Annotated in this window: 28 protein-coding genes and 1 pseudogene; all 29 read right to left on the minus strand. The window is 49.1% G+C overall.

The features are described from left to right. Positions 1 to 18 precede the first annotated feature (18 nt). Positions 19 to 612, minus strand: coding sequence for a putative metallopeptidase (locus tag GmarT_RS26900; RefSeq protein ID WP_002644436.1), 594 nt, complete (start codon positions 610 to 612; stop codon positions 19 to 21). A gap of 281 nt (positions 613 to 893) precedes the next feature. Next, the gene (locus GmarT_RS26905; protein WP_044236553.1) at positions 894 to 1607 is read right to left on the minus strand and encodes a bL17 family ribosomal protein; all 714 of its coding nucleotides are present in this window, start codon (positions 1605 to 1607) and stop codon (positions 894 to 896) included. An 80-nt stretch (positions 1608 to 1687) separates the two neighbouring features. Beyond that, positions 1688 to 2704: a DNA-directed RNA polymerase subunit alpha gene (locus GmarT_RS26910; RefSeq protein ID WP_149303465.1), complete on the minus strand. Its 1017-nt coding sequence runs from the start codon at positions 2702 to 2704 to the stop codon at positions 1688 to 1690. Between the two features lie 121 nt (positions 2705 to 2825). Beyond that, the gene (gene rpsK, locus GmarT_RS26915) at positions 2826 to 3206 is read right to left on the minus strand and encodes a 30S ribosomal protein S11 (RefSeq protein WP_002649736.1); all 381 of its coding nucleotides are present in this window, start codon (positions 3204 to 3206) and stop codon (positions 2826 to 2828) included. A 154-nt stretch (positions 3207 to 3360) separates the two neighbouring features. After that, positions 3361 to 3747 (minus strand): 30S ribosomal protein S13, encoded by a 387-nt coding sequence (gene rpsM, locus GmarT_RS26920; RefSeq protein ID WP_002649735.1) that lies wholly within the window; start codon positions 3745 to 3747, stop codon positions 3361 to 3363. Positions 3748 to 3810: 63 nt separating this feature from the next. Then, complete coding sequence (rpmJ, locus tag GmarT_RS26925) at positions 3811 to 3927, minus strand: 50S ribosomal protein L36 (protein WP_002649734.1); 117 nt, start codon at positions 3925 to 3927, stop codon at positions 3811 to 3813. A gap of 258 nt (positions 3928 to 4185) precedes the next feature. Then, on the minus strand, positions 4186 to 5550 hold the full coding sequence (gene secY / locus GmarT_RS26930) for a preprotein translocase subunit SecY (RefSeq protein WP_002649732.1): 1365 nt from the start codon (positions 5548 to 5550) through the stop codon (positions 4186 to 4188). 129 nt (positions 5551 to 5679) lie between these two features. Continuing rightward, the gene (gene rplO, locus GmarT_RS26935) at positions 5680 to 6132 is read right to left on the minus strand and encodes a 50S ribosomal protein L15 (protein ID WP_002649731.1); all 453 of its coding nucleotides are present in this window, start codon (positions 6130 to 6132) and stop codon (positions 5680 to 5682) included. Continuing rightward, complete coding sequence (gene rpsE / locus GmarT_RS26940) at positions 6132 to 6611, minus strand: 30S ribosomal protein S5 (protein ID WP_002649730.1); 480 nt, start codon at positions 6609 to 6611, stop codon at positions 6132 to 6134. Before rpsE ends, rplO begins: the two co-directional genes overlap by 1 nt. 36 nt (positions 6612 to 6647) lie before the next feature. After that, positions 6648 to 7013, minus strand: a complete 366-nt coding sequence (gene rplR, locus GmarT_RS26945; protein WP_002649729.1) for a 50S ribosomal protein L18 — start codon at positions 7011 to 7013, stop codon at positions 6648 to 6650. 82 nt (positions 7014 to 7095) lie between these two features. After that, the gene (gene rplF / locus GmarT_RS26950; protein ID WP_002649728.1) at positions 7096 to 7641 is read right to left on the minus strand and encodes a 50S ribosomal protein L6; all 546 of its coding nucleotides are present in this window, start codon (positions 7639 to 7641) and stop codon (positions 7096 to 7098) included. A gap of 66 nt (positions 7642 to 7707) precedes the next feature. After that, the gene (gene rpsH, locus GmarT_RS26955) at positions 7708 to 8103 is read right to left on the minus strand and encodes a 30S ribosomal protein S8 (protein WP_002649727.1); all 396 of its coding nucleotides are present in this window, start codon (positions 8101 to 8103) and stop codon (positions 7708 to 7710) included. Between the two features lie 84 nt (positions 8104 to 8187). Then, a complete protein-coding gene (rplE, locus tag GmarT_RS26960; RefSeq protein WP_002649726.1) occupies positions 8188 to 8733 on the minus strand; it encodes a 50S ribosomal protein L5 in 546 nt (181 codons plus the stop codon). 64 nt (positions 8734 to 8797) lie between these two features. Continuing rightward, positions 8798 to 9151: a 50S ribosomal protein L24 gene (rplX, locus tag GmarT_RS26965; RefSeq protein ID WP_002649724.1), complete on the minus strand. Its 354-nt coding sequence runs from the start codon at positions 9149 to 9151 to the stop codon at positions 8798 to 8800. A 2-nt stretch (positions 9152 to 9153) separates the two neighbouring features. Further along, positions 9154 to 9522 carry a 50S ribosomal protein L14 gene (gene rplN / locus GmarT_RS26970; protein ID WP_002649723.1) on the minus strand — a complete coding sequence of 123 codons (369 nt, stop codon included), beginning with the start codon at positions 9520 to 9522 and terminating at the stop codon, positions 9154 to 9156. 110 nt (positions 9523 to 9632) lie between these two features. Next, positions 9633 to 9866: pseudogene (rpsQ, locus tag GmarT_RS26975) on the minus strand (30S ribosomal protein S17); the annotation flags it as partial. A 22-nt stretch (positions 9867 to 9888) separates the two neighbouring features. Next, complete coding sequence (gene rpmC, locus GmarT_RS26980) at positions 9889 to 10098, minus strand: 50S ribosomal protein L29 (protein ID WP_002649721.1); 210 nt, start codon at positions 10096 to 10098, stop codon at positions 9889 to 9891. A gap of 90 nt (positions 10099 to 10188) precedes the next feature. Next, a complete protein-coding gene (gene rplP / locus GmarT_RS26985) occupies positions 10189 to 10608 on the minus strand; it encodes a 50S ribosomal protein L16 (protein WP_081459651.1) in 420 nt (139 codons plus the stop codon). Continuing rightward, positions 10547 to 11248 (minus strand): 30S ribosomal protein S3, encoded by a 702-nt coding sequence (gene rpsC, locus GmarT_RS26990; protein ID WP_002649719.1) that lies wholly within the window; start codon positions 11246 to 11248, stop codon positions 10547 to 10549. The genes rplP and rpsC overlap by 62 nt, the downstream gene beginning before the upstream one ends. A gap of 79 nt (positions 11249 to 11327) precedes the next feature. Then, positions 11328 to 11672: a 50S ribosomal protein L22 gene (gene rplV, locus GmarT_RS26995; protein ID WP_044240631.1), complete on the minus strand. Its 345-nt coding sequence runs from the start codon at positions 11670 to 11672 to the stop codon at positions 11328 to 11330. Between the two features lie 80 nt (positions 11673 to 11752). Then, positions 11753 to 12019, minus strand: a complete 267-nt coding sequence (rpsS, locus tag GmarT_RS27000) for a 30S ribosomal protein S19 (protein ID WP_002649717.1) — start codon at positions 12017 to 12019, stop codon at positions 11753 to 11755. A gap of 63 nt (positions 12020 to 12082) precedes the next feature. Continuing rightward, complete coding sequence (rplB, locus tag GmarT_RS27005; protein WP_002649716.1) at positions 12083 to 12940, minus strand: 50S ribosomal protein L2; 858 nt, start codon at positions 12938 to 12940, stop codon at positions 12083 to 12085. A gap of 79 nt (positions 12941 to 13019) precedes the next feature. Next, positions 13020 to 13328: a 50S ribosomal protein L23 gene (gene rplW / locus GmarT_RS27010; protein WP_002649715.1), complete on the minus strand. Its 309-nt coding sequence runs from the start codon at positions 13326 to 13328 to the stop codon at positions 13020 to 13022. Between the two features lie 52 nt (positions 13329 to 13380). After that, positions 13381 to 14010, minus strand: a complete 630-nt coding sequence (rplD, locus tag GmarT_RS27015) for a 50S ribosomal protein L4 (RefSeq protein WP_002649714.1) — start codon at positions 14008 to 14010, stop codon at positions 13381 to 13383. A gap of 56 nt (positions 14011 to 14066) precedes the next feature. Further along, positions 14067 to 14756 (minus strand): 50S ribosomal protein L3, encoded by a 690-nt coding sequence (gene rplC, locus GmarT_RS27020; protein ID WP_002649713.1) that lies wholly within the window; start codon positions 14754 to 14756, stop codon positions 14067 to 14069. A 161-nt stretch (positions 14757 to 14917) separates the two neighbouring features. Beyond that, a complete protein-coding gene (gene rpsJ, locus GmarT_RS27025; RefSeq protein ID WP_002649712.1) occupies positions 14918 to 15250 on the minus strand; it encodes a 30S ribosomal protein S10 in 333 nt (110 codons plus the stop codon). Between the two features lie 271 nt (positions 15251 to 15521). Next, complete coding sequence (gene fusA, locus GmarT_RS27030; protein WP_149303469.1) at positions 15522 to 17621, minus strand: elongation factor G; 2100 nt, start codon at positions 17619 to 17621, stop codon at positions 15522 to 15524. A gap of 192 nt (positions 17622 to 17813) precedes the next feature. After that, a complete protein-coding gene (rpsG, locus tag GmarT_RS27035; RefSeq protein WP_002649822.1) occupies positions 17814 to 18293 on the minus strand; it encodes a 30S ribosomal protein S7 in 480 nt (159 codons plus the stop codon). 90 nt (positions 18294 to 18383) lie between these two features. Continuing rightward, complete coding sequence (gene rpsL, locus GmarT_RS27040) at positions 18384 to 18755, minus strand: 30S ribosomal protein S12 (protein WP_002649821.1); 372 nt, start codon at positions 18753 to 18755, stop codon at positions 18384 to 18386. Between the last annotated feature and the right edge of the window lie 136 nt (positions 18756 to 18891).

Below are 18891 nucleotides of genomic sequence, written 5' to 3' on the forward strand. Positions count from 1 at the left end.
CAGCAGGCTCTCACAGCATTACGCAATCCGCGCGTCATCTACGGGGATCAGTTTCGGAATCGGGATCTGCAGACCCACGACGCCGCCATGTTTTTTCTGCAGTGTGGAGAACCGGCATTTGAGAAACGCATACAGCTCGGGTGGCGGGTTCAGTTTCAGATACTGCTTCACCAGCACTGCCATGTGGGCGTCGTATTCTTTCTGGCTGTGAGAGTGCACGTGGTAGTGGCCTTCCAGGCGGCGGATGTCGCCGTCGAAGGCCGGGCTGATGTGATACAGCTCGTGTACCACGGTGATCAGCTTTTCTTCCAGGGAATGATTCAGAAAGCGAGGCAGGTAAAATGTCAGAATGTATAACATTTCCTGCTGATCCTGGTAGATCCGCTGCACCGTCCATTTACGGCCGTAGCGGGTGGTTTGCAGATCACCATTCTCGAAACGCAGTGGCGTGAGCTTGGCCTGCATGCCGTAAGGCACATTACGACGGGCCTGCGCAAAAGCGACCGCGATTCGATCCATGTCGACGTGATGAAACTCAGGTAATCGACGCGCTATGTCACGGCACAGATGATACATGGCGTGACTGAAATTAAAGGGCTGCTTCGTTGACATGCTGCGCCAGAATCCTTTCCGCTACAACGATACCACTATGCTGGAGTGCACGCGTCTGACCATAGCATCTCACAATCTTTTGTACTCGATCCAATTGACTCTGGAGACACTACAGTAAAACTGGACACAGTTCAGGTTCACGATTCATACGCGGGCAGCTGACCCGTCTGACCGATACGTAAAAAAAGCTAAGAGTATTTTCGATTATTTGAAATACTCTTAGCTTATAAATATTAGCGAGAACCGGAAATTCCGCATAGCCGAATTCGGCCCGCGAAGGTTTACGCTTCTTTTTCTTTGTCTTCTTCAGCCGCTTCAGCACTGGCTTCAGGAGCTTCATCAGCGGCAGCTGTTTCTTCTGCTTCCGTTTCAGCAGCAGGTTCTTCGCTGGCTGTTTCGTCGGCAGGAGCTTCTTCGGTAGCAGTTTCAGCTTCGCTATCGAGTGTTGTGCTGCGTTTAACAGGTTTCACGCGATCGCGTTCGCCAACGAATTCAATGATGGCCTGCTCGCCGGCATCACCCAGACGAACGGTTGCCAGACGTACGATGCGGGTGTAACCGCCGGTACGTTCTTCAAAGCGTTCTGACAGTTCGTTGAACAGAATATCAACCGCTTCATTATCACGCAGGTCGGCAAAGGCCCGACGACGGTAAGTCAATGCGGGTGCCATGGCCTGGTTCCACTGGTTCCACTGTTCAGACTCACGCCAGGTCTTCCATTCACTGGAATTCTTCTCAGCATCAGTGGCGTACTGAGCTGCATTTTCCAGATGAGGTTGCGCCTTCTTGCCGAGTGTGATCAGCTTTTCCATGAAAGGTCGCAATTCTTTGGCTTTCTGTACGGTCGTAGTAATACGACCAGAAACCTTAGGTGCGTTTTCTGCTTCCTCATCAATCCGGACGGTCTTAATGAGGCTCACCGCCATATTGCGGAACATAGCCTTACGGTGTGATGCATTGCGGCCTAGTTTTCGGCCTCTCATTCGGTGTCGCATGACTTAACTCTGAATTATTCTGATTGCTGAGAGTAAAAGACTCGTTGATTCTATTCTGGCAACACGATAACCAATAGTGATTAACGCGATTGTGAGGAAGAGCTGGGGATCTTCATTCCCAGACGCAGGCCAATCTGGTTCAGTCTTTCACGAACTTCAACCAGAGTGGTTTCCCCAAAGTTACGGACATGTAATAAATGATCTTCTGATTTTCCTACCAGGTCGCGGACGGTATTGATCCCTTCCGATTCCAGACAGTTGGTCGCACGTACGGACAGGTTCAGCTCGGCCAGGCTCTGGTTGAGTTTTTCTTCCAGTTCCAGGTCGATCGGAGCGTAACCGGTCGTATCCAGCATTCCCTTGAGACCACCTTCGGGCGGCATTTCCGGGCCGGGCTCGCGGTAGGTAATAAAGGGATTCAAGTGCTTACGGAGAATCTTGGAAGCTTCTACCAGAGCCATGTCAGGCTTGACAGTTCCGTTGGTCCAGATCTCCAGGATCAGCTTGTCGTAGTTGGTACGCTGACCAACACGGGTATCTTCGATTTTGTAACGCACACGCACGACAGGTGAGAAAGTGGCATCCAGTGGAATTACGCCTACTTCTGAATCATGCTGGGCATGTTCCGAAGCAGGTGAATATCCGCGGCCGTTCTCGATGGTCAGTTCCATGTTAAGGGGAACATCATCGGTCATGGTGGCAATCACCAGGTCTTTGTTGATAACTTCAACCTGATCGTCAGTGATAACATCAGCGCCCGTCACAACACCCCGCTCGTGCTTTTCAATACGCAGAGTCTTGGAGGTGGAGCTGGAGTTTTTGACGATCAGAGATTTCAGGTTCAGACAGATCTCAGTGATGTCTTCCACGACACCGGGGATCGTCGTGAATTCGTGCTGCACACCCTGAATTTTCACGCGGGTTACCGAGCTACCTTCCAGGCTGGAAAGCAGGATTCGTCGCAGACTGTTGGCAATGGTTGCACCGAATCCACGCTCGAATGGTTCGGCTACAAACATACCATAAGTTGATGTCATTGAGTCCCGATCAGGGATGACACGGCTTGGTAATTCCAGTCCTCGCCAACGGATTCGCATTGAAATAATCTCCAAAGAACACAGTCAATAGAACATGATGTCAGATCGATGTTCCAGTTATTTTAAATCCAAATTTGTTGCGGCTGCTAAAGCGGCTCGCGATGTTACCAGAAGTGCTGGTTCAGACACGTCGTTTTTTCGGGGGACGACAGCCATTGTGTGGCAGCGGGGTGATATCTTCGATCGCACGGATCGAGATGCCTGCTGTCTGCAAACCGGTGATGGCACTTTCGCGTCCGGAACCTGGTCCTTTAACACGAATTTCCATTTCTTTCACACCGAACTTGGATGCTTTTTCAGCACAGATTTCTGCGGCCCGCTGGGCTGCAAAAGGAGTGCTCTTGCGGCTGCCTTTGAAACCCGAAGTTCCAGCAGTCGCCCAGCAGAGCACATCACCATTCAGGTCGGTGATTGTGACTGTGGTGTTGTTAAACGTTGCTTTGATGTAAGCAACCGCTTTTGTGATGTGACGTTTCACTTTTTTTCGTTTGACTTTAGCCACTCTGCTACTCCTGATGTTTCTGTCTGCTTAAACTCAGAAACTGAAACTCATGATTTGGGATGTTTTAATCTCAGGTCGCCGCAACTGACAACGACCTCGGTCTGATCTTATTCTTCGCTTGACACAGGCAACGGAACCCAGGGGATTCAACGGCCTAGTGACGGGCATCCTTAACACCCTTTTTACCGGCAACGGTCTTCTTACCACCTTTACGGGTACGGGCGTTGGTTTGTGTATTCTGTCCGCGAACCGGCAGGCCACGACGATGACGTATGCCACGATAAGACTGGATATCTCGCAGTCGGGCAATATCCTGAGTCGTAGCTCGACGCAACTGACCTTCGACGGAATAGTCGGTATCCAGCATATTCACGATCCGGCTCAACTCATCGTCGGTCAGATCTTTGGCTTTCAACTGAGGATTGATGTTTAACTTGTGGCAGATATCTAGCGCGGTTACTTTTCCGATTCCATACAGGTAGGTCAGGGAAACATAAACAGGCTTTTCGTTCGGAATATCAACACCGAGAATACGTGGCATTTTTAGTTCACTCCGCTGGATTTAAAAACTGAAGTCAAATCAATGAAACTGAATTCGAGACGATTAACCCTGACGCTGTTTATGGCGCGGGTTGGAAGAGCAGATCACATAGACCCGCCCTTTTCGCCGAATGACTTTACAGTTTTCACAAATCCGCTTAACACTGGCTCGGACTTTCATCGTACTACGACTTCTCTATCTAACTTTGGTTCACGATATAATCGAGCTCACTACTGGCGAAAATCAGGTTCCCGCTGAATGTAACTCGTGTAAATTTAATTAATTGCGCCCATAAAATGAGCAAACTCCGGCTTCATATCAAACCTGTACAATTTCCGAAGCGGAGCGAATCAGGAAATTATAAACGCCGCGAACGTGAATCGACAAGCGAAACGCACCTTTTTTGGTGAATTTCGCCATGACTCACCCGTTTAATCTTTACAGATCGCTCTCCAGTAATCCTGAGTAGTTTCGCATCACCAGGTGACTGTCAATTTTATTGACCAGATCCAGCACCACGGAAACCACAATCAGTAATCCGGTTCCACCGTAAAAACTCGCCACCAGGAAGTCGACCCCTAACCAGGTGGACACCAGCGTGGGAATAATCGCAACCAGTGACAGGAACGCGGCACCTACATAGGTAATACGAACCATCACCTGCTCCAGATAAGCGGCTGTTCGAGCCCCTGGACGATAACCGGGGATAAACGAACCATAATCTTTCAGGTTTTCTGCCATATCCTTGGGATTAAATGTAATCGCCGTCCAGAAGTAGCAGAAGAAGTAAATCAAGACCACATAAGACATTGTGTAAACAAATCCACGACTCATCGGCTGGAATGCTTCATCAAGCATGGCCCAGAAGGCAGAGGTGGAAAAGTACTGGCTTAAGCCATGGAATAAAAAGTAGGGGAACATCAGCAGACTGGAAGCGAAGATGATTGGCATGACACCAGCCTGGTTGACGCGTAATGGCAGTGACTGACGCTGACCACCGGAAACCCGGCGACCGCGTACATGCTTGGCTGACTGAATGGGAATGCGACGCTGTCCCTGGGTAATGGCAATCACCCAGACCACCACAAACACAAACACCAGTGCCAGAATCAACAGGCGGTCGATCCCGGTATCGGTACCCAGAGCGATCCCCTTTTCGAAGGCAGGCTCAATCAGACTCCAGCCAGCTTGAGGCATCCGGGCCAGAATACCCGCCATAATCAGCAGACTGATCCCGTTACCAATGCCGTAGGCATCAATCTGCTCACCAATCCACATCAGGAAGACTGTTCCCGTGGTCATGGTAATGGTGGCCACAATCTGGAAATATAATCCCTGGTACCCATCCAGAATCAGACTGGTACCCGAGCCAAACCCGCCGGCCAGCGTACGAATCCAGAAAAAACTCTGTACCAGACAGATTACAACCGTTGCATAACGTGTATATTCATTAATTTTCTTCCGTCCCGCTTCTCCTTCTTTCTGGAGTCGCTCAAGGGGTGGATAGACCGTCCCCATCAACTGGAAGATAATCGAAGCAGAGATATAAGGCATAATGCCCAGACCAAAGATGGTACTCTGGCCAATATTTGAAGCGGAAAACAGGGAGATGACCTGCATCACCTGTCCGATACCACCCTGCTGGCTCTGTAAATCAACCAGCGTTTCTGAAAGCTGTGCCTGATTGACGAAAGGAAGAGCAATCCAGAAACCCATCCGGTAAATGGCCAACAGCCCCAGCGTCAGGACAATTTTTTTACGAAGCTCGGGAATTTTGAACAGAACTAATAATTTACCGAGCATAAGTAGCGATCCTTTGTGTCATAATTCAGCAGGCATTGATTTAAAACTTTGCTGTGGATTTTAGCGAATCCGCAAGAAAAGGGGAATCGTATTCTTAACTGCTGAGATCAAGTCCTTGAATGAAATTACTTATGACAAAACGCGACTGACAGTTCCGCCAGCTGCCTGAATCTTAGATTCAGCAGACGCAGAAAACAGGTGAGCGGATACAGTGAACTTTTTGGTCAGGTCTCCGTTCCCCAGGATTTTCACCTGATCGAAACGACCTTTGGCCAGACCTTTTTCAGCCAGCACTTCTGGGGTAATTTCTGCCCCTGCTTCAAATGCCTGCTCTAAAGTAGCCACATTGACAACAGCGACTTTTTTCGCGAACTGCTTGTTATTGAAGCCCCGTTTTGCAACCCGCATTGCCAAGGGAGTCTGTCCCCCTTCAAAGCTGGTACGACGAGAGGAACCAGAGCGGCTTCCGTAACCGTTTTCACCACGGGTGGAAGTTTTACCGTGACCGGAACCAGGTCCACGGCCAACACGCTTCTTTTTCTTATTCTTTTTTATTCCGCGATGGACGTCATCAATAATCATTAGACTTCTACTCCTCTCAAACGTGCAATGTCTTCCCGGGTTCGCAGTTTTGAGAGTCCATCGATGGTCGCTTTCACGACATTGATTGGATTATTGGAACCACGACTCTTTGTATAAATATCAGTAATACCGGCAGCTTCGACCACGGCTCGAACTCCAGCTCCGGCAATAATACCAGTACCAGGACGGGCGGGTAACAGCAGCACACGGGCAGAACCAAAACGGCCAACCACTTCGTGGGGTACCGTATTTTCAATTATGTTTGTTTTAATCATACTGCGGTTGGCCTGCTTGACCGCTTTATCGACTGCCAGTGGTACTTCGATGGCTTTGCCATATCCCCAGCCCACACGACCTTCTTTATCGCCGACAACAACCAGAGCGGTGAAACTGAATCGACGTCCCCCCTTGACCACGCAGGCACAACGGCGGATTTGAATGACTGTTTCTGGTGTTTGCTTTGAACCATCTTTTGACACGGTATCTTCTCCAACCCGTATTGAGTGTTGTCTCTATTAAAAATCCAGTCCGGCTTTGCGGGCAGAATCAGCCAGGGCAGCAACACGCCCGTGGTAACGGTAAGGGCCACGATCAAAGGCGACTTCTTTAATCCCCTTTTCCACAGCTCGTTCGCCAATCAGCTTACCTACTTTTTCGGCAGCGGCAATGTTTCCGCCATTCTCAATCTCTCCAGCCAGACTTTTGTCTTTCGTGCTGGCGGAGACCAGGGTCACACCAGCTGTATCATCAATCAGCTGAGCATAGATATGGTTATTGCTTCGATATACAGATAACCGTAAACGACCCGTTTTACGAACCGTATTGCGAATGCGGAACGAACGCCGTTGTTTCTGCTTTTTCAGTGTTTTTTCTAGTTTCATTTTACCGTCATCTTTTCAAAAACAGTATCGCCTGAATATCAGACCGCTGACTGACTGCTTAAACAGCCAGGTGAAGATTGTACTAGTTAGCAAATGCCTTACCAGCTTTACGCCGTACATATTCACCTTCATAACGAATCCCCTTACCTTTGTAAGGTTCCGGAGGACGTACGCTACGAATATTTGCTGCAAACTGACCGACAGCATGCTTGTCTGCACTGGTCAGGACAATATTGGTGCTGCTTGGTAATTCGCAAATCACACCTGCTGGAACTTCCAGTACGATCGTGTTGGCAAACCCGACCTGCAGGCTTAACTTGCTGCCATTCAGAGAGGCCTGGTAACCAACACCCTGAATTTCCAGTTTCCGTACAAACGGAGTTTCTACACCCTGAACCATATTGGCAATCAACGCCCGGGTCAGACCATGCAGAGCACGGCTCTGGCGGGAATCATCAGGACGAATCACATTAATTTCATTCGTTTCCGAATCAAGTTCAACCGTCATTGATGGATGAAATGCAAAGGACAGATCACCATGTTTTCCCTTGACGGAAATCGAGGTGTCGTCAACTTTGACTTCCACTCCAGCAGCAACGGGAACTGGCTTTTTACCGATTCGAGACATAACTTCAAATTCCAGTTAAATTAAAGGCAGCAGAACAAGGTTCGCCCGCCTGGATAAACATCGATACTACCAGATAGTGCAGAGTAATTCGCCGCCGACACCCTGTTGTTTTGCTTCACGATTGCTCAGAACACCCTTGCTGGTCGAAAGAATGCTGACTCCCAGTCCCTGCAGAACTTCCGGCATGGATCGCAGGTCCTGGTAATTACGACGACCAGGTTTACTTTCACGGTAGATCTTCTGAATGACGCGTTCCCCGTTGGGACCGTATTTCAGATTCACCCGTAAAATGTTCTGCGGACTGTTTTCGATCACTTCAAAGTCCCAGATGTAACCTTCCCGCTGCAAGGCACCGGCAATGGCAACCTTGATATTGGAAGCAGGAATATCAACAAAAGGCCGTTCAATCTGCAGTGCATTACGAATTCGTGTCAGCATATCTGCAATAGGGTCTGTCATCATTAGCTGGCTACCCTCACTATAATTCTCCGACAATCTACCATTCAGGTGATACTGTTATTATTTGTATAGACAATTCAAAACGGGTTATTTACGGAACGGCATTCCCAGCTCTTTTAACAGAAGAAATCCTTCTTCATTGTTAGAAGCTGTGGTGACGATCGTAATATTCATACCCTGTGTATTTTTTACGGAATCCGGATCAATTTCCAGAAAGACCAGTGATTCATTCAGGCCCAGGCTGTAGTTTCCTCTGCCATCGAAGGCTTTCGGGTTGATCCCGCGGAAGTCGCGTACACGAGGCAGAGCCAGTGAAATCAGGCGTTCCAGAAATTCATACATCCGGTTTCCACGCAGAGTCACCCGGCAACCAATTTCCTGACCTTCACGCAGTTTGAAACCGGCGACAGACTGACGGGCACGTGTAATCTGAGATTTCTGACCAGCCAGTAATGTCATGTGATCTGCAGCTTCGGTCAGGCGTTTCCGATCCTGGTTGGCTGCACCGATCCCCATGCTGATTACCACCTTTTCAATCTGTGGCAGTGAATGCACATTGGTACGACCCAGTTGTTCTTTCAGGGCTGGTACAATCTCTTCACGATATTGTTTTAATAATGTTGGTATTGCCATTGTTTTGCTTCAGACTGGCCGAACTCTCGGAACAATCTTCCTTACTGAAAACTACAAAATCTGATTATTGTTTCTGGTATTTTGCGTTCGCAGGGCTGATTGCCCCCAGCGATGCACTACACTTCTTACAGAATCGTTCCTTGCTGCCATCAGCTGTATAGCGATAACCAACTCGGGATGCTGAACTACAGGCTTCACAATAAAACTTCACGTTCGAAATATCGATCGGCATTTCCACTTCAAGACGTCCCCCTTGAGGACTCTTGGGATGACCACGTTTCACGTGCTTGAAAACCCGATTCACATTTTCCACGGTCAGCTTTTTACCGCCGGCAACTACCTGCAGTACTCGCCTGGGAGTATCGCCTGCATCTGCTCCGGTGATTACAATCACTGAATCGCCACGTCGTATCTTCATTCTCAGACTACCTCGTTTGCCAGGCTAATAATTTTCATATATTTGCGTTCACGAAGCTCTCGAGCCACTGCGCCAAAAATACGTGTTCCCCGAGGATTGCCCTCGCCATCGATTAAAACCATTGCATTCCGGTCGAACCGAACATAACTGCCATCATCGCGACGGCAGGGATACCTGGTCCGAACAATCACGCCACGTAATACCTGACCTTTTTTAATGTTACTGCCAGCCAGAGTTTTCTGGATGCTGACGACAATGACGTCGCCTACTTCAGCAGTTCGTCGCCCGGTTCCGCCCAGCACTTTAATGCAGCGCGCAACTTTGGCACCCGAATTATCACATACATCCAGATCGGTTTGCATCTGAATCATGGCTTTGCCTGTTCCTTATCAACCAAAAGATGAGGTCTACCTGATCTTTGTCTTTGTATTATTAAATGAACCCGAAATCTCAGAAGTGCTGGACGAAATCAGTCCTGCTTCTTCTCGACAACCCGGATCAAATCCCAACGTTTTGTTTTTGAACGGGGGCGACTTTCGACAATTTCGACGGTGTCCCCTTCCTGTGCTTCATTTTTTTCATCATGCACATGGCAGACAGTCCGGCCACGAACGGTTTTACCGTAAATAGGATGACGGTATCGTCGCTGAATTTCGACTCGTAAAGTCTTGTCCATTTTCGAACTGGCTACGGTGCCTGTCAGTATTTTTCGCATTTTCTTACCTTAACGAGCCTGCTTAAGCATTATTCTGCTGACTTAATTCACGTTCACGACGGATTGTCTGAATACGGGCAATCTCGCGTCGGAGCCGCTTAATGTTACTAGGTGCATCAAGCCGCTCCGTTGCTGCCTGGAACCGCAACTGAAACAACTCTTTTTGTGTTTCCTGCAGAGCGAAAGACAATTGCTCGTCATTCATCTCGCGTAATTCACTCGCTTTGGTCATCAGTAAAACCCAATGATGTTTTTCGATCTGTCAGCATCAGGCTGACAGGACCGAAGTGATGTAAATGATAATAACCAGTAATCAACCAGTTTAAATGGAAGGCCGACGTTGAATCAGCTTTACATTTACTGGCAACTTGTGTGCAACTCGCGCGAAACAGCGTTTAGCTGCTTCATGCGAAACGCCAGCCAGTTCGAACAACACAGTGCCCGGCTTAATGACGGCAACCCAGTGATCCGGTTCCCCTTTTCCCTTACCCATACGGGTTTCCAGAGGTCGGGATGTAACCGACTTCTGGGGGAAGATCCGGATGTAAAGTTTACCTTCACCTCGAACATATTGTGTCGCTGCAATTCGGCAGGCTTCAATGGTTTGTGCTGTTATGTGCCCAGGGTCCAGAGATTGTAAGCCCCATTCACCAAAGGCAACAGTGTTACCACGTGTCGCATTACCTTTTATGCGTCCTCTTTGGCTTTTGCGGTGCTTGACCCGCTTTGGCATCAGAGCCATCGCGATTCTCCTCATCTGAATAATCACCAAGGTCGATCCAGACTTTCACTCCGATAACTCCGAAGGTGGTGTGTGCCTCGCGGAATCCGTAGTCAACATGACGTTGCAGAGTCGAGAGTGGAATTGAGCCACGGCTTGCTTTTTCACGCCGTGACATCTCTGCTCCACCCAATCGACCGGAAAGCTCGATTTTAATTCCATGAACGCCCGTTTCCATTACCTGGTCCAGGGCACGTTTAATGGTTCGACGGAAGCTACCACGCTTAGACAACTGCTGAGCAATATCTTCCGCAACCAGAGCTGCACTTTGCAGTGCATTATCAACTTCAATAATCTTCAGTTCCATCCGACGACCGGTCAGATCTTCCAATTCTGCTTTCAACCGATCTACTTCCTGCCCTTTACGACCGATGATGATCCCCGGGCGGGCTGTAAACAAATGCACGACAACCTGGTCACGAGTTCGTTCGATCTCGACCTTGGGAATACCGGCAAATTTGTATTTGGTCTGAATAAACTTCCGGACCTTCTGATCTTCAACCAGCAGTGCCCCGAAGTCTTTCTTGGAGGCATACCACCGACTTCTCCAGTCTTCTACCACGCCGACTCGAAATCCGGTTGGTCGAACTTTTTGCCCCATGATACAGGTTATCCTTTAAGTATTTCTGGTTGAGTTTCAGTTATTTGTGACAACAGTTGTGTGAAAAATCAGGTCAGTACTAAGGCAGCTCAGGAGCTTCAATAGCAACATGAATATGAGCCATACGACGACGGATCGTGTAGGCCATTCCTCGGGCACGGGGCTGAATGCGTTTGAACATCGGACCGCCATCAACGCGGGCTTCAGTGATTTTCAAACCTTCTACATTGCGAGCACCCTTGTCTTCAGCATTCGCCATTGCACTCTTGATAACCTTCTCAAGAAAACGTGCTCCCCGGTTTGGAATGTATTTCAACGAATCCAAACCTTCTGAAGCAGTCATACCTCGAACCAGGTCTGCAAAAGGACGAACCTTTGTTGCTGATATTCGTGCAAATCGATGCATTGCTCGAACTTGCCCCATGACAATTACTCCACTTCAACTATTGCATAATTCTATCGGTTATCGGCTTTTACAGCCGCAACAACAACAAACACAAACGCTTATTTTTTCTTCATCGTATGGCCGCGGAAGTTTCGAGTCAGCGAGAATTCACCCAGCTTATGCCCGACCATTTCTTCCGTTACATACACGTTTAAGTGAGCGCGCCCGTTATGCACCAGGAATGTATGACCTACAAACTCCGGAGCAATCGTTGAAGCACGAGCCCATGTTTTGATCGGTGTCTTTTTACCCGACTCGTTCAACTTCTCAATCTTCTTAAGAAGTTTAACGTCAACATATGGCCCTTTTTTCAGAGAGCGACCCATAAAACTTGTCCTCAATTATCGAAAACAGATAGTTATACTGTAAATTAAAATTAAAAAACGAAATCAGAGCTTCAGCTGACCATAACGACGTGACTTACGACGTCGGATGATCGCCTTTGAAGAAGCCTTTTTCCTCTTTCTGGTCTTTCCACCTTTGGCAAGCTTACCAGTCGGACTACAGGGATGACGACCGCCTGAATTACGACCTTCACCACCACCCATCGGGTGAGCAACCGGGTTCATACAGGTACCACGCACATGAGGACGACGCCCCAACCAGCGTTTACGACCCGCTTTACCCAGGACCACTTTTGTATGTTCCGAGTTTCCAATTTCGCCAATTGTTGCCCGGCAGGAACTGGGAATACGACGTACTTCGCCGGATGGCAGAGTCACCTGTGCCCAGTTTTCTTCACGAGCATTCAACACGGCAGAGGTACCAGCACTGCGACAGAGCTGACCACCACGACCAGGTTGCATCTCCACATTATGTATTGTTGAACCCAGGGGAATGCTTGACATAGGCATGCAGTTCCCGACGTTTGGTTCTACCTTTTCTCCACTGACAACAGTGTCACCGGCTTTCAAGCCTTCCGGAGCCAGAATGTATCTCTTTTCTCCATCGACATAGTGCAGCAGGGCAATCCGCGCTGAACGGTTCGGATCGTATTCAATCCCATTTACCTTGGCTGGTACACCATCTTTGTTACGACGAAAGTCAATCAGACGATACATCCGCTTGTGTCCACCACCACGGTGACGAGCAGTGATTACGCCCTGGTTATTCCGTCCACCTTTTTTCTTGTATCGCACCAGCAGGGATTTCTCAGGAGCTTTTTTACGATCTGTAATCGCCGCAAAATCGCTCACCGACGCACCACGCCGACCTGGCGTTACTGGCTTGTAGAATCGGATTCCCATAATTTAGTTCCTCAATTACTTTATTGGCTTCAAAACCAGATCACGAATTGCTTTGACTGACCCCTACACAAAATAAGGCTTAAAAGAATGAAATACGATCATCCTCATGCAGTTCAACAATCGCCTTCTTCCACGATTTTGTATAACCAACTTTATACTTATGCCGCCGTGGCTTACCGCCTCGATTCTGTGTGCGAACTCCAATCACCCGCACATTCCACAGCTCAGACACGGCTTTTTTGATATCTGTTTTTGTGGCAGACTTATCAACCACAAACGTGTATGCATTAAAAGACTCAGACAGGTGAGTCCCTTTTTCTGTCACCAATGGCCGGATGACGACCTGATACGGCTCCAGCTGAACGCCTTTTTTTGAACCATCCGACATAACAACTAACCTCAATACTCAGACTGGATGACTAAACTGAAAACCCTGTAAACTATTCTTCAACCCGACCAAGCAACCGATCCAGGGCTGACTTTGTCAGAACCATCTGCCGCTGATGCAGAACATCATAAGCATTCAGGTCGCTTGCAGGTGAAACCTGTACCCCTGCAATATTGCGAGCAGATTTCCATACCACAGGATCATGCCCTTCAACCGTCAACAGACAACTGGTACTGGACAACCCCAGTGCCTTCAGCACGCCTGCGACTTCTTTTGTCTTTGGAGCCTGCAACGCCAGCTCATCAATCAGCGTTACCTGCTCATCCTCAAATTTGCTCAAAATTGCCATCCGGGTTGCCAGCTTAACAGCCTTCTTAGGCAGACGATAACTCCAGTCTTTTGGAGTCTTCGCAAAAGTATGACCACCACCACGTCTGACAGGAGTCCGGGAAGCACCAGCTCGGGCCCGCCCGGTTCCTTTCTGACGATACAGCTTCTTGGTACTACCAACAACCATACCGCGACTCTTAGTCTTTGAAGAACCAATTCGCTTGTTCGCCTCATACATCACGACCACGTCATGCAGCAACTGGCGATTGATTCCATTGGCTAATTCCGTGGACTCAAATTCATACTTGCCCACTTCTTTGCCAGCTTTATCTTGAATTGCAACAGAAATCATTTCGACACCATTTATATAAGGCAGAACTACACTAAGTACTTCAAACACTCAAAAAACTAATACTTGTTAGTATGACGAATCACCAGATCGCCCCCATTCGGGCCTGGCACAGCACCCCGGACCAGGAGAACGCCGTTCTCCTCATCAACCCGAACCACTTTCAAATGCCTGACAGTGATCTGCTTGCCACCATATCGACCACCCATTCGCGTCCCCTTAAGAACACGCGAAGGATCGGCACTCATACCAATAGAACCACCATGCCGATGCACACGCTTCACACCGTGAGTGGCCCGCTGGCCTGAGAAATTATGTCTTTTCATTACACCGGCGAAGCCACGCCCCTTGCTGGTACCAATCACATCAATGAAAGGCACATCAGCGAAGACGGACACCGTCAGCTCACCACCGACTTCGCAGCCATGGTCTTCACCATCGGTGCGAAATTCTTTTACAAACCGTTTGGGTTCGCAACCTGCTTTATCAACAACAGCCACACCGGACTCTGCTCGCTTCTTCTGACGCTTGCTGTCCAGTGCCGCCACATGACCACGCTCACTACGAGCGGCCAATCGGCGTGGTTTATCTTCAAAACCAACCTGAACCGCCTCGTACCCATCCGTGTCCAAAGTACGCACCTGGAGGACATGGCAAGGACCAGCCTGAATCACAGTGACCGGGACCATAACCCCGTCATCATAAATTTGCGTCATTCCGACCTTTTTACCCAGCAGACCGACAGGCATACTCATCACCCTTAAACAACGGGAACAAAGCTTCCATGAACACCGCCACTAAAGGCAGCAGAAAGCATAGCACCACCAGCTAAAAGCTGGACCCCTAAACAATCAAGCGACACCGGCACTAAACCGACACCGCGAGCATCATAACGAAAACCGATAAAAGACTAGTTTCCGCCAGCGGACGCCTTAATTTTAATATCAACCCCAGCAGGCAACGACAATTTATTCAAAGCATCAATCGTCTTACCGGTTGGAGACAAAATATCAACCAAACGCTTATGAGTCCGAATTTCAAACTGCTCGCGAGATTTCTTGTCAATATGCGGCCCCTTCAGAACCGTATATCGCTCAATTCTCGTTGGCAACGGAATAGGGCCATGCACGATCGCACCGGTTCGCTTCGCGGTATCAACAATATCTGCTGCCGACTGATCCAAAACGGAGTGATCATAAGCTTCCATGCGAATTCTAATTCGCTCTTGACTCGCAACGGCCACCAATAATTTCCTTCTTTAAAATTAGTCTCTTACCCCGTTTAGATACGATTCTCGCACGGGGAAGCGAGCAATACTAATGAGACCTTCACCGCTTGTCAACAACCCCACCAAAGCTTAAAACGCTTTTTCTGAAATTCTGACTTCTTCACCAGGAAAGCACATCAACAACTGTTAATCTGAATACTGCTTACAGTTTTCAGCTTCGCAGAGGAGACAAGTTACACTCTCTCCCGCTGGATACCAAGCGACCCACCCCATGATTTTTCAAAAATTATCCAATCATCTCTTTTAAGACACTTGGAGGCGCTGGCGCATACTTCAAAGGCTCCATGGAGAATGAAGCACGCCCCTGCGACAAGCTGCGAATCTGGGTAGAATATCCGAACAACTGAGATAACGGTGACTCAACCTCCATCACACACAAATCTCCCCGCCACTCACTATTCAGCACACTGGCATTTCGCGAACTGAGGTCTGCCTGGATATTTCCACGAAACTCATCGGGAGTCACGACTTCCATCTTCATGATTGGCTCAAGCAACTGCATTTTCGCATCCATAATGCAACCATGCAACGCCTCTGAAACTGCAGCTTCAACCGCCGCATCATTTGTTTCCCCCTCACGGGAATGCGCCTCCAGCACGGTAAACTGCACATTCATCAGTGGAAATCCAACCTGCCCGCCGCCGTCAACACCCATCCGCAATGTGTCCATCATCACCTTGACCAGGCCGGGATCCAGATCTTCCGGCTTCAATTTACTGGCAATCGAAACCGGCACCTCCCCCTTAAACGGCTCCAGCCGCAACTTCACGCAGAAATACAGATTCCCGTTCGCTGACGGACGATTGAACTCAACCCTTTTTTCAACAGCAGCCGAAACGGTTTCGCGATAACTGACGCGAGGCTTGTGCACACGCACGCTCAAATTGAATTCTTTCTGCATCCGGTTTCGCAATACTTCCAGATGCAATTCACCCATACCGGACACAATCGTCTGGCCAGTCTCTTCGTTGGGAATCGCCTTAAATGTCGGATCCTGACGAGACAGCTTCACCAGGGTCTCTTCCAGTTTTTTTCGATCCGCACTCGACTCAGGCTCCACTGCCATCGAAATTACTGTCTCAGGAAACGAAATACTTTCCAGCAATATCGGATGCTTAATATCACACAACGTATCACCGGTAACGGCATCTTTCGGCCCGATCACACCGGCAATATCACCTGCATCAATACTGTCCGTTTCTACTTTTTCCCGCGAGTCGGCATGCACCCGCCAGAGCTGACTGATCAACTCCTTCTTGCCAGTTCGTGCATTGAGCAACCGCGTCCCACTCTTCAATTGTCCCGAGTAAACACGGATAAAACATAAATCGCCATGCTTGTCTGTCTGAATCTTAAACACCAGCCCACACATAGGCTCATCCACTGAAGTCGCCCGCGTTTCCGGTTCTCCAGCTTCACCACCCCGCTTTTTGGGCTGAGGATTAATCCCTTCGACAGGAGGCCGATCCAGCGGACTGGGCAGAAATTCGCCCACTGCATCCAGTACCGGCTGCACGCCGATAAAATTCAGAGAAGAACCACAAAACGTTGGCTGCAGATCCCCCCGCAATGTCGCCTCCCTCAACAGACGCAGCAGTTCTGCCTCCGGAATATCTTCTGTCTCGTAATACTGCTCCAGCACCTTCTCGTCCAGCTCAGCGACAGCCTCCAGCATCTTGCAGCGCCACTCCTGGGCCTGCTCCAGATACTCGTCAGCAATCTCCCGGACCTCAAAACTGGAGCCCATCGAATCCTTGTCATAGTAAAGCGATTTCATTTTGATCAGATCAATCACGCCTTCAAACGAAACCCCCGTGGAGGTACTGCCTTCCCCGATCGGTATCTGCAATGCCACCGGGTTGGCGCGCAGACGACGCTTAATCTCTTCAAACGTGCGATTGAAACTGGCACCGATGCGATCCATCTTATTGATGAAACAGATGCGGGGCACGTTGTACTTATCCGCCTGCCGCCAGACCGTTTCGCTCTGCGCCTCGACACCTTCCATCGCACTGAATACCACCACAGCACCGTCCAGCACACGCAGACTCCGCTCCACCTCGGCCGTAAAATCGACGTGCCCCGGCGTGTCGATGATATTGATCGAATACCCTTTCCAATGACAGGTAATCGCCGCCGAGTAGATCGTAATCCCTCGCTTCGCCTCTTCTTCATCAAAGTCGGTCGCCGTGGTACCTTCATCGACACCACCGGGCCTGTGCACAACACCTGCGTAATACAGAATGCGCTCCGTGGTCGTCGTCTTACCGGCGTCAATATGAGCAATGATCCCGATGTTTCTGATATGATCTATTGAAGCTGACATCTTACCCTGTTCATCCCATTCACAAAATTGCCAACACACCATTCAGACAGCAACACACCGCTTCTGCCTGAAATCCAACTCACACAAACCAGATCTTACTTTTTCCACGTACGCCCGGTATCAAAAAAAAAGACGCACAAAGTAATGGCGCGAGAGCCATACCAGTGCGTCTTAATGATCGATTAACTTGCCTTAGCGTGAGAAGGCGAAGTGAGCAAATGCCTTGTTCGCTTCAGCCATTCGATGAATATTCTCACGTGTTGTCATGGCTGTCCCCTCTTTCTTATGAGCGGACATGATTTCATCGGCCAGACGAACTTCCATCGGACGTCCCTTCTTGCCACGAATTGCTGCCAGAATCCAGCGAATCGCCAGGGTCTGCTGACGCTTGGGATTCACGGGAGTGGGAACCTGGTAAGTCGCACCACCGACGCGTTTGGATCGAACTTCCACGCTGGGCTTTACGTTCTCTACAGCCTGCGTAAAGACCTCGATCGGCTCAACATCGGGAACCTTTTCCTTGATACGCTCCAAGGCATCATAAAAGACGTTTTGAGCAACGCTCTTCTTGCCATCGTGCATCAGGCAGTTAACAAACTTGGAAGCCAGCAGCGAATTGAACCGCGGATCTGGCTTCAGCTGAGTCGCACTGGCTGTAAACTTCTTGCCCATTCCAACTTTTCCTCTGACAGTAATTTCAGTGCCCCGACAGAACACCGACAAATGTGATCAAATATTAAATGTAAGTATTGAAACCAAGGCTTACTTAGGACGCTTGGTACCGTAACGGCTGCGTGCCTGACGACGATCATTCACGCCCAGTGTATCCAGAACACCACGGATGACCTTGTAGCGAACACCCGGCAAGTCGCGGACACGACCACCACGCACCAGCACAATCGAGTGCTCCTGCAGGTTGTGACCTTCACCCGGAATATAAGCTGTCAGTTCTTTCCCGTTGGAAAGACGGACACGAGCCACTTTACGCAAGGCGGAGTTCGGCTTTTTCGGGGTGACGGTTTTCACCTGCAGACAGACCCCACGCTTCTGCGGACAACCTTCCAGCAGAGGAGTTTTACTCTTGGAGATCTGTTTTTTTCTTGGCTTACGAATCAACTGATTAATCGTTGGCATCTGAAACAATCCATCTTCGTTCAAAACTTGAACTACAATAAACACTTTTATTGACATGCAGTCATCGAAACAAATGACCACTTAATTCGCATCTTTTCCGTACCTCTCACCGGAGACAGGAACGGGACAATGTATC

The sequence above is a fragment of the Gimesia maris genome, from assembly GCF_008298035.1.
GTDB lineage: Bacteria > Planctomycetota > Planctomycetia > Planctomycetales > Planctomycetaceae > Gimesia > Gimesia maris.

What these genes read in the sequence shown, in the direction of transcription:
- rplE (WP_002649726.1), bottom strand. Translation starts at nt 8,733, where the DNA reads ATGGCAATACCAACATTATTAAAACAATATCGTGAAGAGATTGTACCA.
- rpsS (WP_002649717.1), bottom strand. Translation starts at nt 12,019, where the DNA reads ATGGGTCGCTCTCTGAAAAAAGGGCCATATGTTGACGTTAAACTTCTT.
- rplX (WP_002649724.1), bottom strand. Translation starts at nt 9,151, where the DNA reads ATGAAGATACGACGTGGCGATTCAGTGATTGTAATCACCGGAGCAGAT.
- rplV (WP_044240631.1), bottom strand. Translation starts at nt 11,672, where the DNA reads ATGGGGCAAGTTCGAGCAATGCATCGATTTGCACGAATATCAGCAACA.
- rplN (WP_002649723.1), bottom strand. Translation starts at nt 9,522, where the DNA reads ATGATTCAGATGCAAACCGATCTGGATGTATGTGATAATTCGGGTGCC.
- rplD (WP_002649714.1), bottom strand. Translation starts at nt 14,010, where the DNA reads ATGATTTCTGTTGCAATTCAAGATAAAGCTGGCAAAGAAGTGGGCAAG.
- GmarT_RS26905 (WP_044236553.1), bottom strand. Translation starts at nt 1,607, where the DNA reads ATGCGACACCGAATGAGAGGCCGAAAACTAGGCCGCAATGCATCACAC.
- rpmC (WP_002649721.1), bottom strand. Translation starts at nt 10,098, where the DNA reads ATGACCAAAGCGAGTGAATTACGCGAGATGAATGACGAGCAATTGTCT.
- rplF (WP_002649728.1), bottom strand. Translation starts at nt 7,641, where the DNA reads ATGTCTCGAATCGGTAAAAAGCCAGTTCCCGTTGCTGCTGGAGTGGAA.
- rplO (WP_002649731.1), bottom strand. Translation starts at nt 6,132, where the DNA reads ATGATTATTGATGACGTCCATCGCGGAATAAAAAAGAATAAGAAAAAG.
- rpsH (WP_002649727.1), bottom strand. Translation starts at nt 8,103, where the DNA reads ATGATGACAGACCCTATTGCAGATATGCTGACACGAATTCGTAATGCA.
- secY (WP_002649732.1), bottom strand. Translation starts at nt 5,550, where the DNA reads ATGCTCGGTAAATTATTAGTTCTGTTCAAAATTCCCGAGCTTCGTAAA.
- rpsM (WP_002649735.1), bottom strand. Translation starts at nt 3,747, where the DNA reads ATGCCACGTATTCTCGGTGTTGATATTCCGAACGAAAAGCCTGTTTAT.
- rplB (WP_002649716.1), bottom strand. Translation starts at nt 12,940, where the DNA reads ATGGGAATCCGATTCTACAAGCCAGTAACGCCAGGTCGGCGTGGTGCG.
- rplC (WP_002649713.1), bottom strand. Translation starts at nt 14,756, where the DNA reads ATGCCTGTCGGTCTGCTGGGTAAAAAGGTCGGAATGACGCAAATTTAT.
- rpmJ (WP_002649734.1), bottom strand. Translation starts at nt 3,927, where the DNA reads ATGAAAGTCCGAGCCAGTGTTAAGCGGATTTGTGAAAACTGTAAAGTC.
- rpsL (WP_002649821.1), bottom strand. Translation starts at nt 18,755, where the DNA reads ATGCCAACGATTAATCAGTTGATTCGTAAGCCAAGAAAAAAACAGATC.
- GmarT_RS26910 (WP_149303465.1), bottom strand. Translation starts at nt 2,704, where the DNA reads ATGCGAATCCGTTGGCGAGGACTGGAATTACCAAGCCGTGTCATCCCT.
- rplW (WP_002649715.1), bottom strand. Translation starts at nt 13,328, where the DNA reads ATGTCGGATGGTTCAAAAAAAGGCGTTCAGCTGGAGCCGTATCAGGTC.
- GmarT_RS26900 (WP_002644436.1), bottom strand. Translation starts at nt 612, where the DNA reads ATGTCAACGAAGCAGCCCTTTAATTTCAGTCACGCCATGTATCATCTG.
- fusA (WP_149303469.1), bottom strand. Translation starts at nt 17,621, where the DNA reads ATGTCAGCTTCAATAGATCATATCAGAAACATCGGGATCATTGCTCAT.
- rpsC (WP_002649719.1), bottom strand. Translation starts at nt 11,248, where the DNA reads ATGGGGCAAAAAGTTCGACCAACCGGATTTCGAGTCGGCGTGGTAGAA.
- rplP (WP_081459651.1), bottom strand. Translation starts at nt 10,608, where the DNA reads ATGGCTCTGATGCCAAAGCGGGTCAAGCACCGCAAAAGCCAAAGAGGA.
- rplR (WP_002649729.1), bottom strand. Translation starts at nt 7,013, where the DNA reads ATGAAACTAGAAAAAACACTGAAAAAGCAGAAACAACGGCGTTCGTTC.
- rpsG (WP_002649822.1), bottom strand. Translation starts at nt 18,293, where the DNA reads ATGGGCAAGAAGTTTACAGCCAGTGCGACTCAGCTGAAGCCAGATCCG.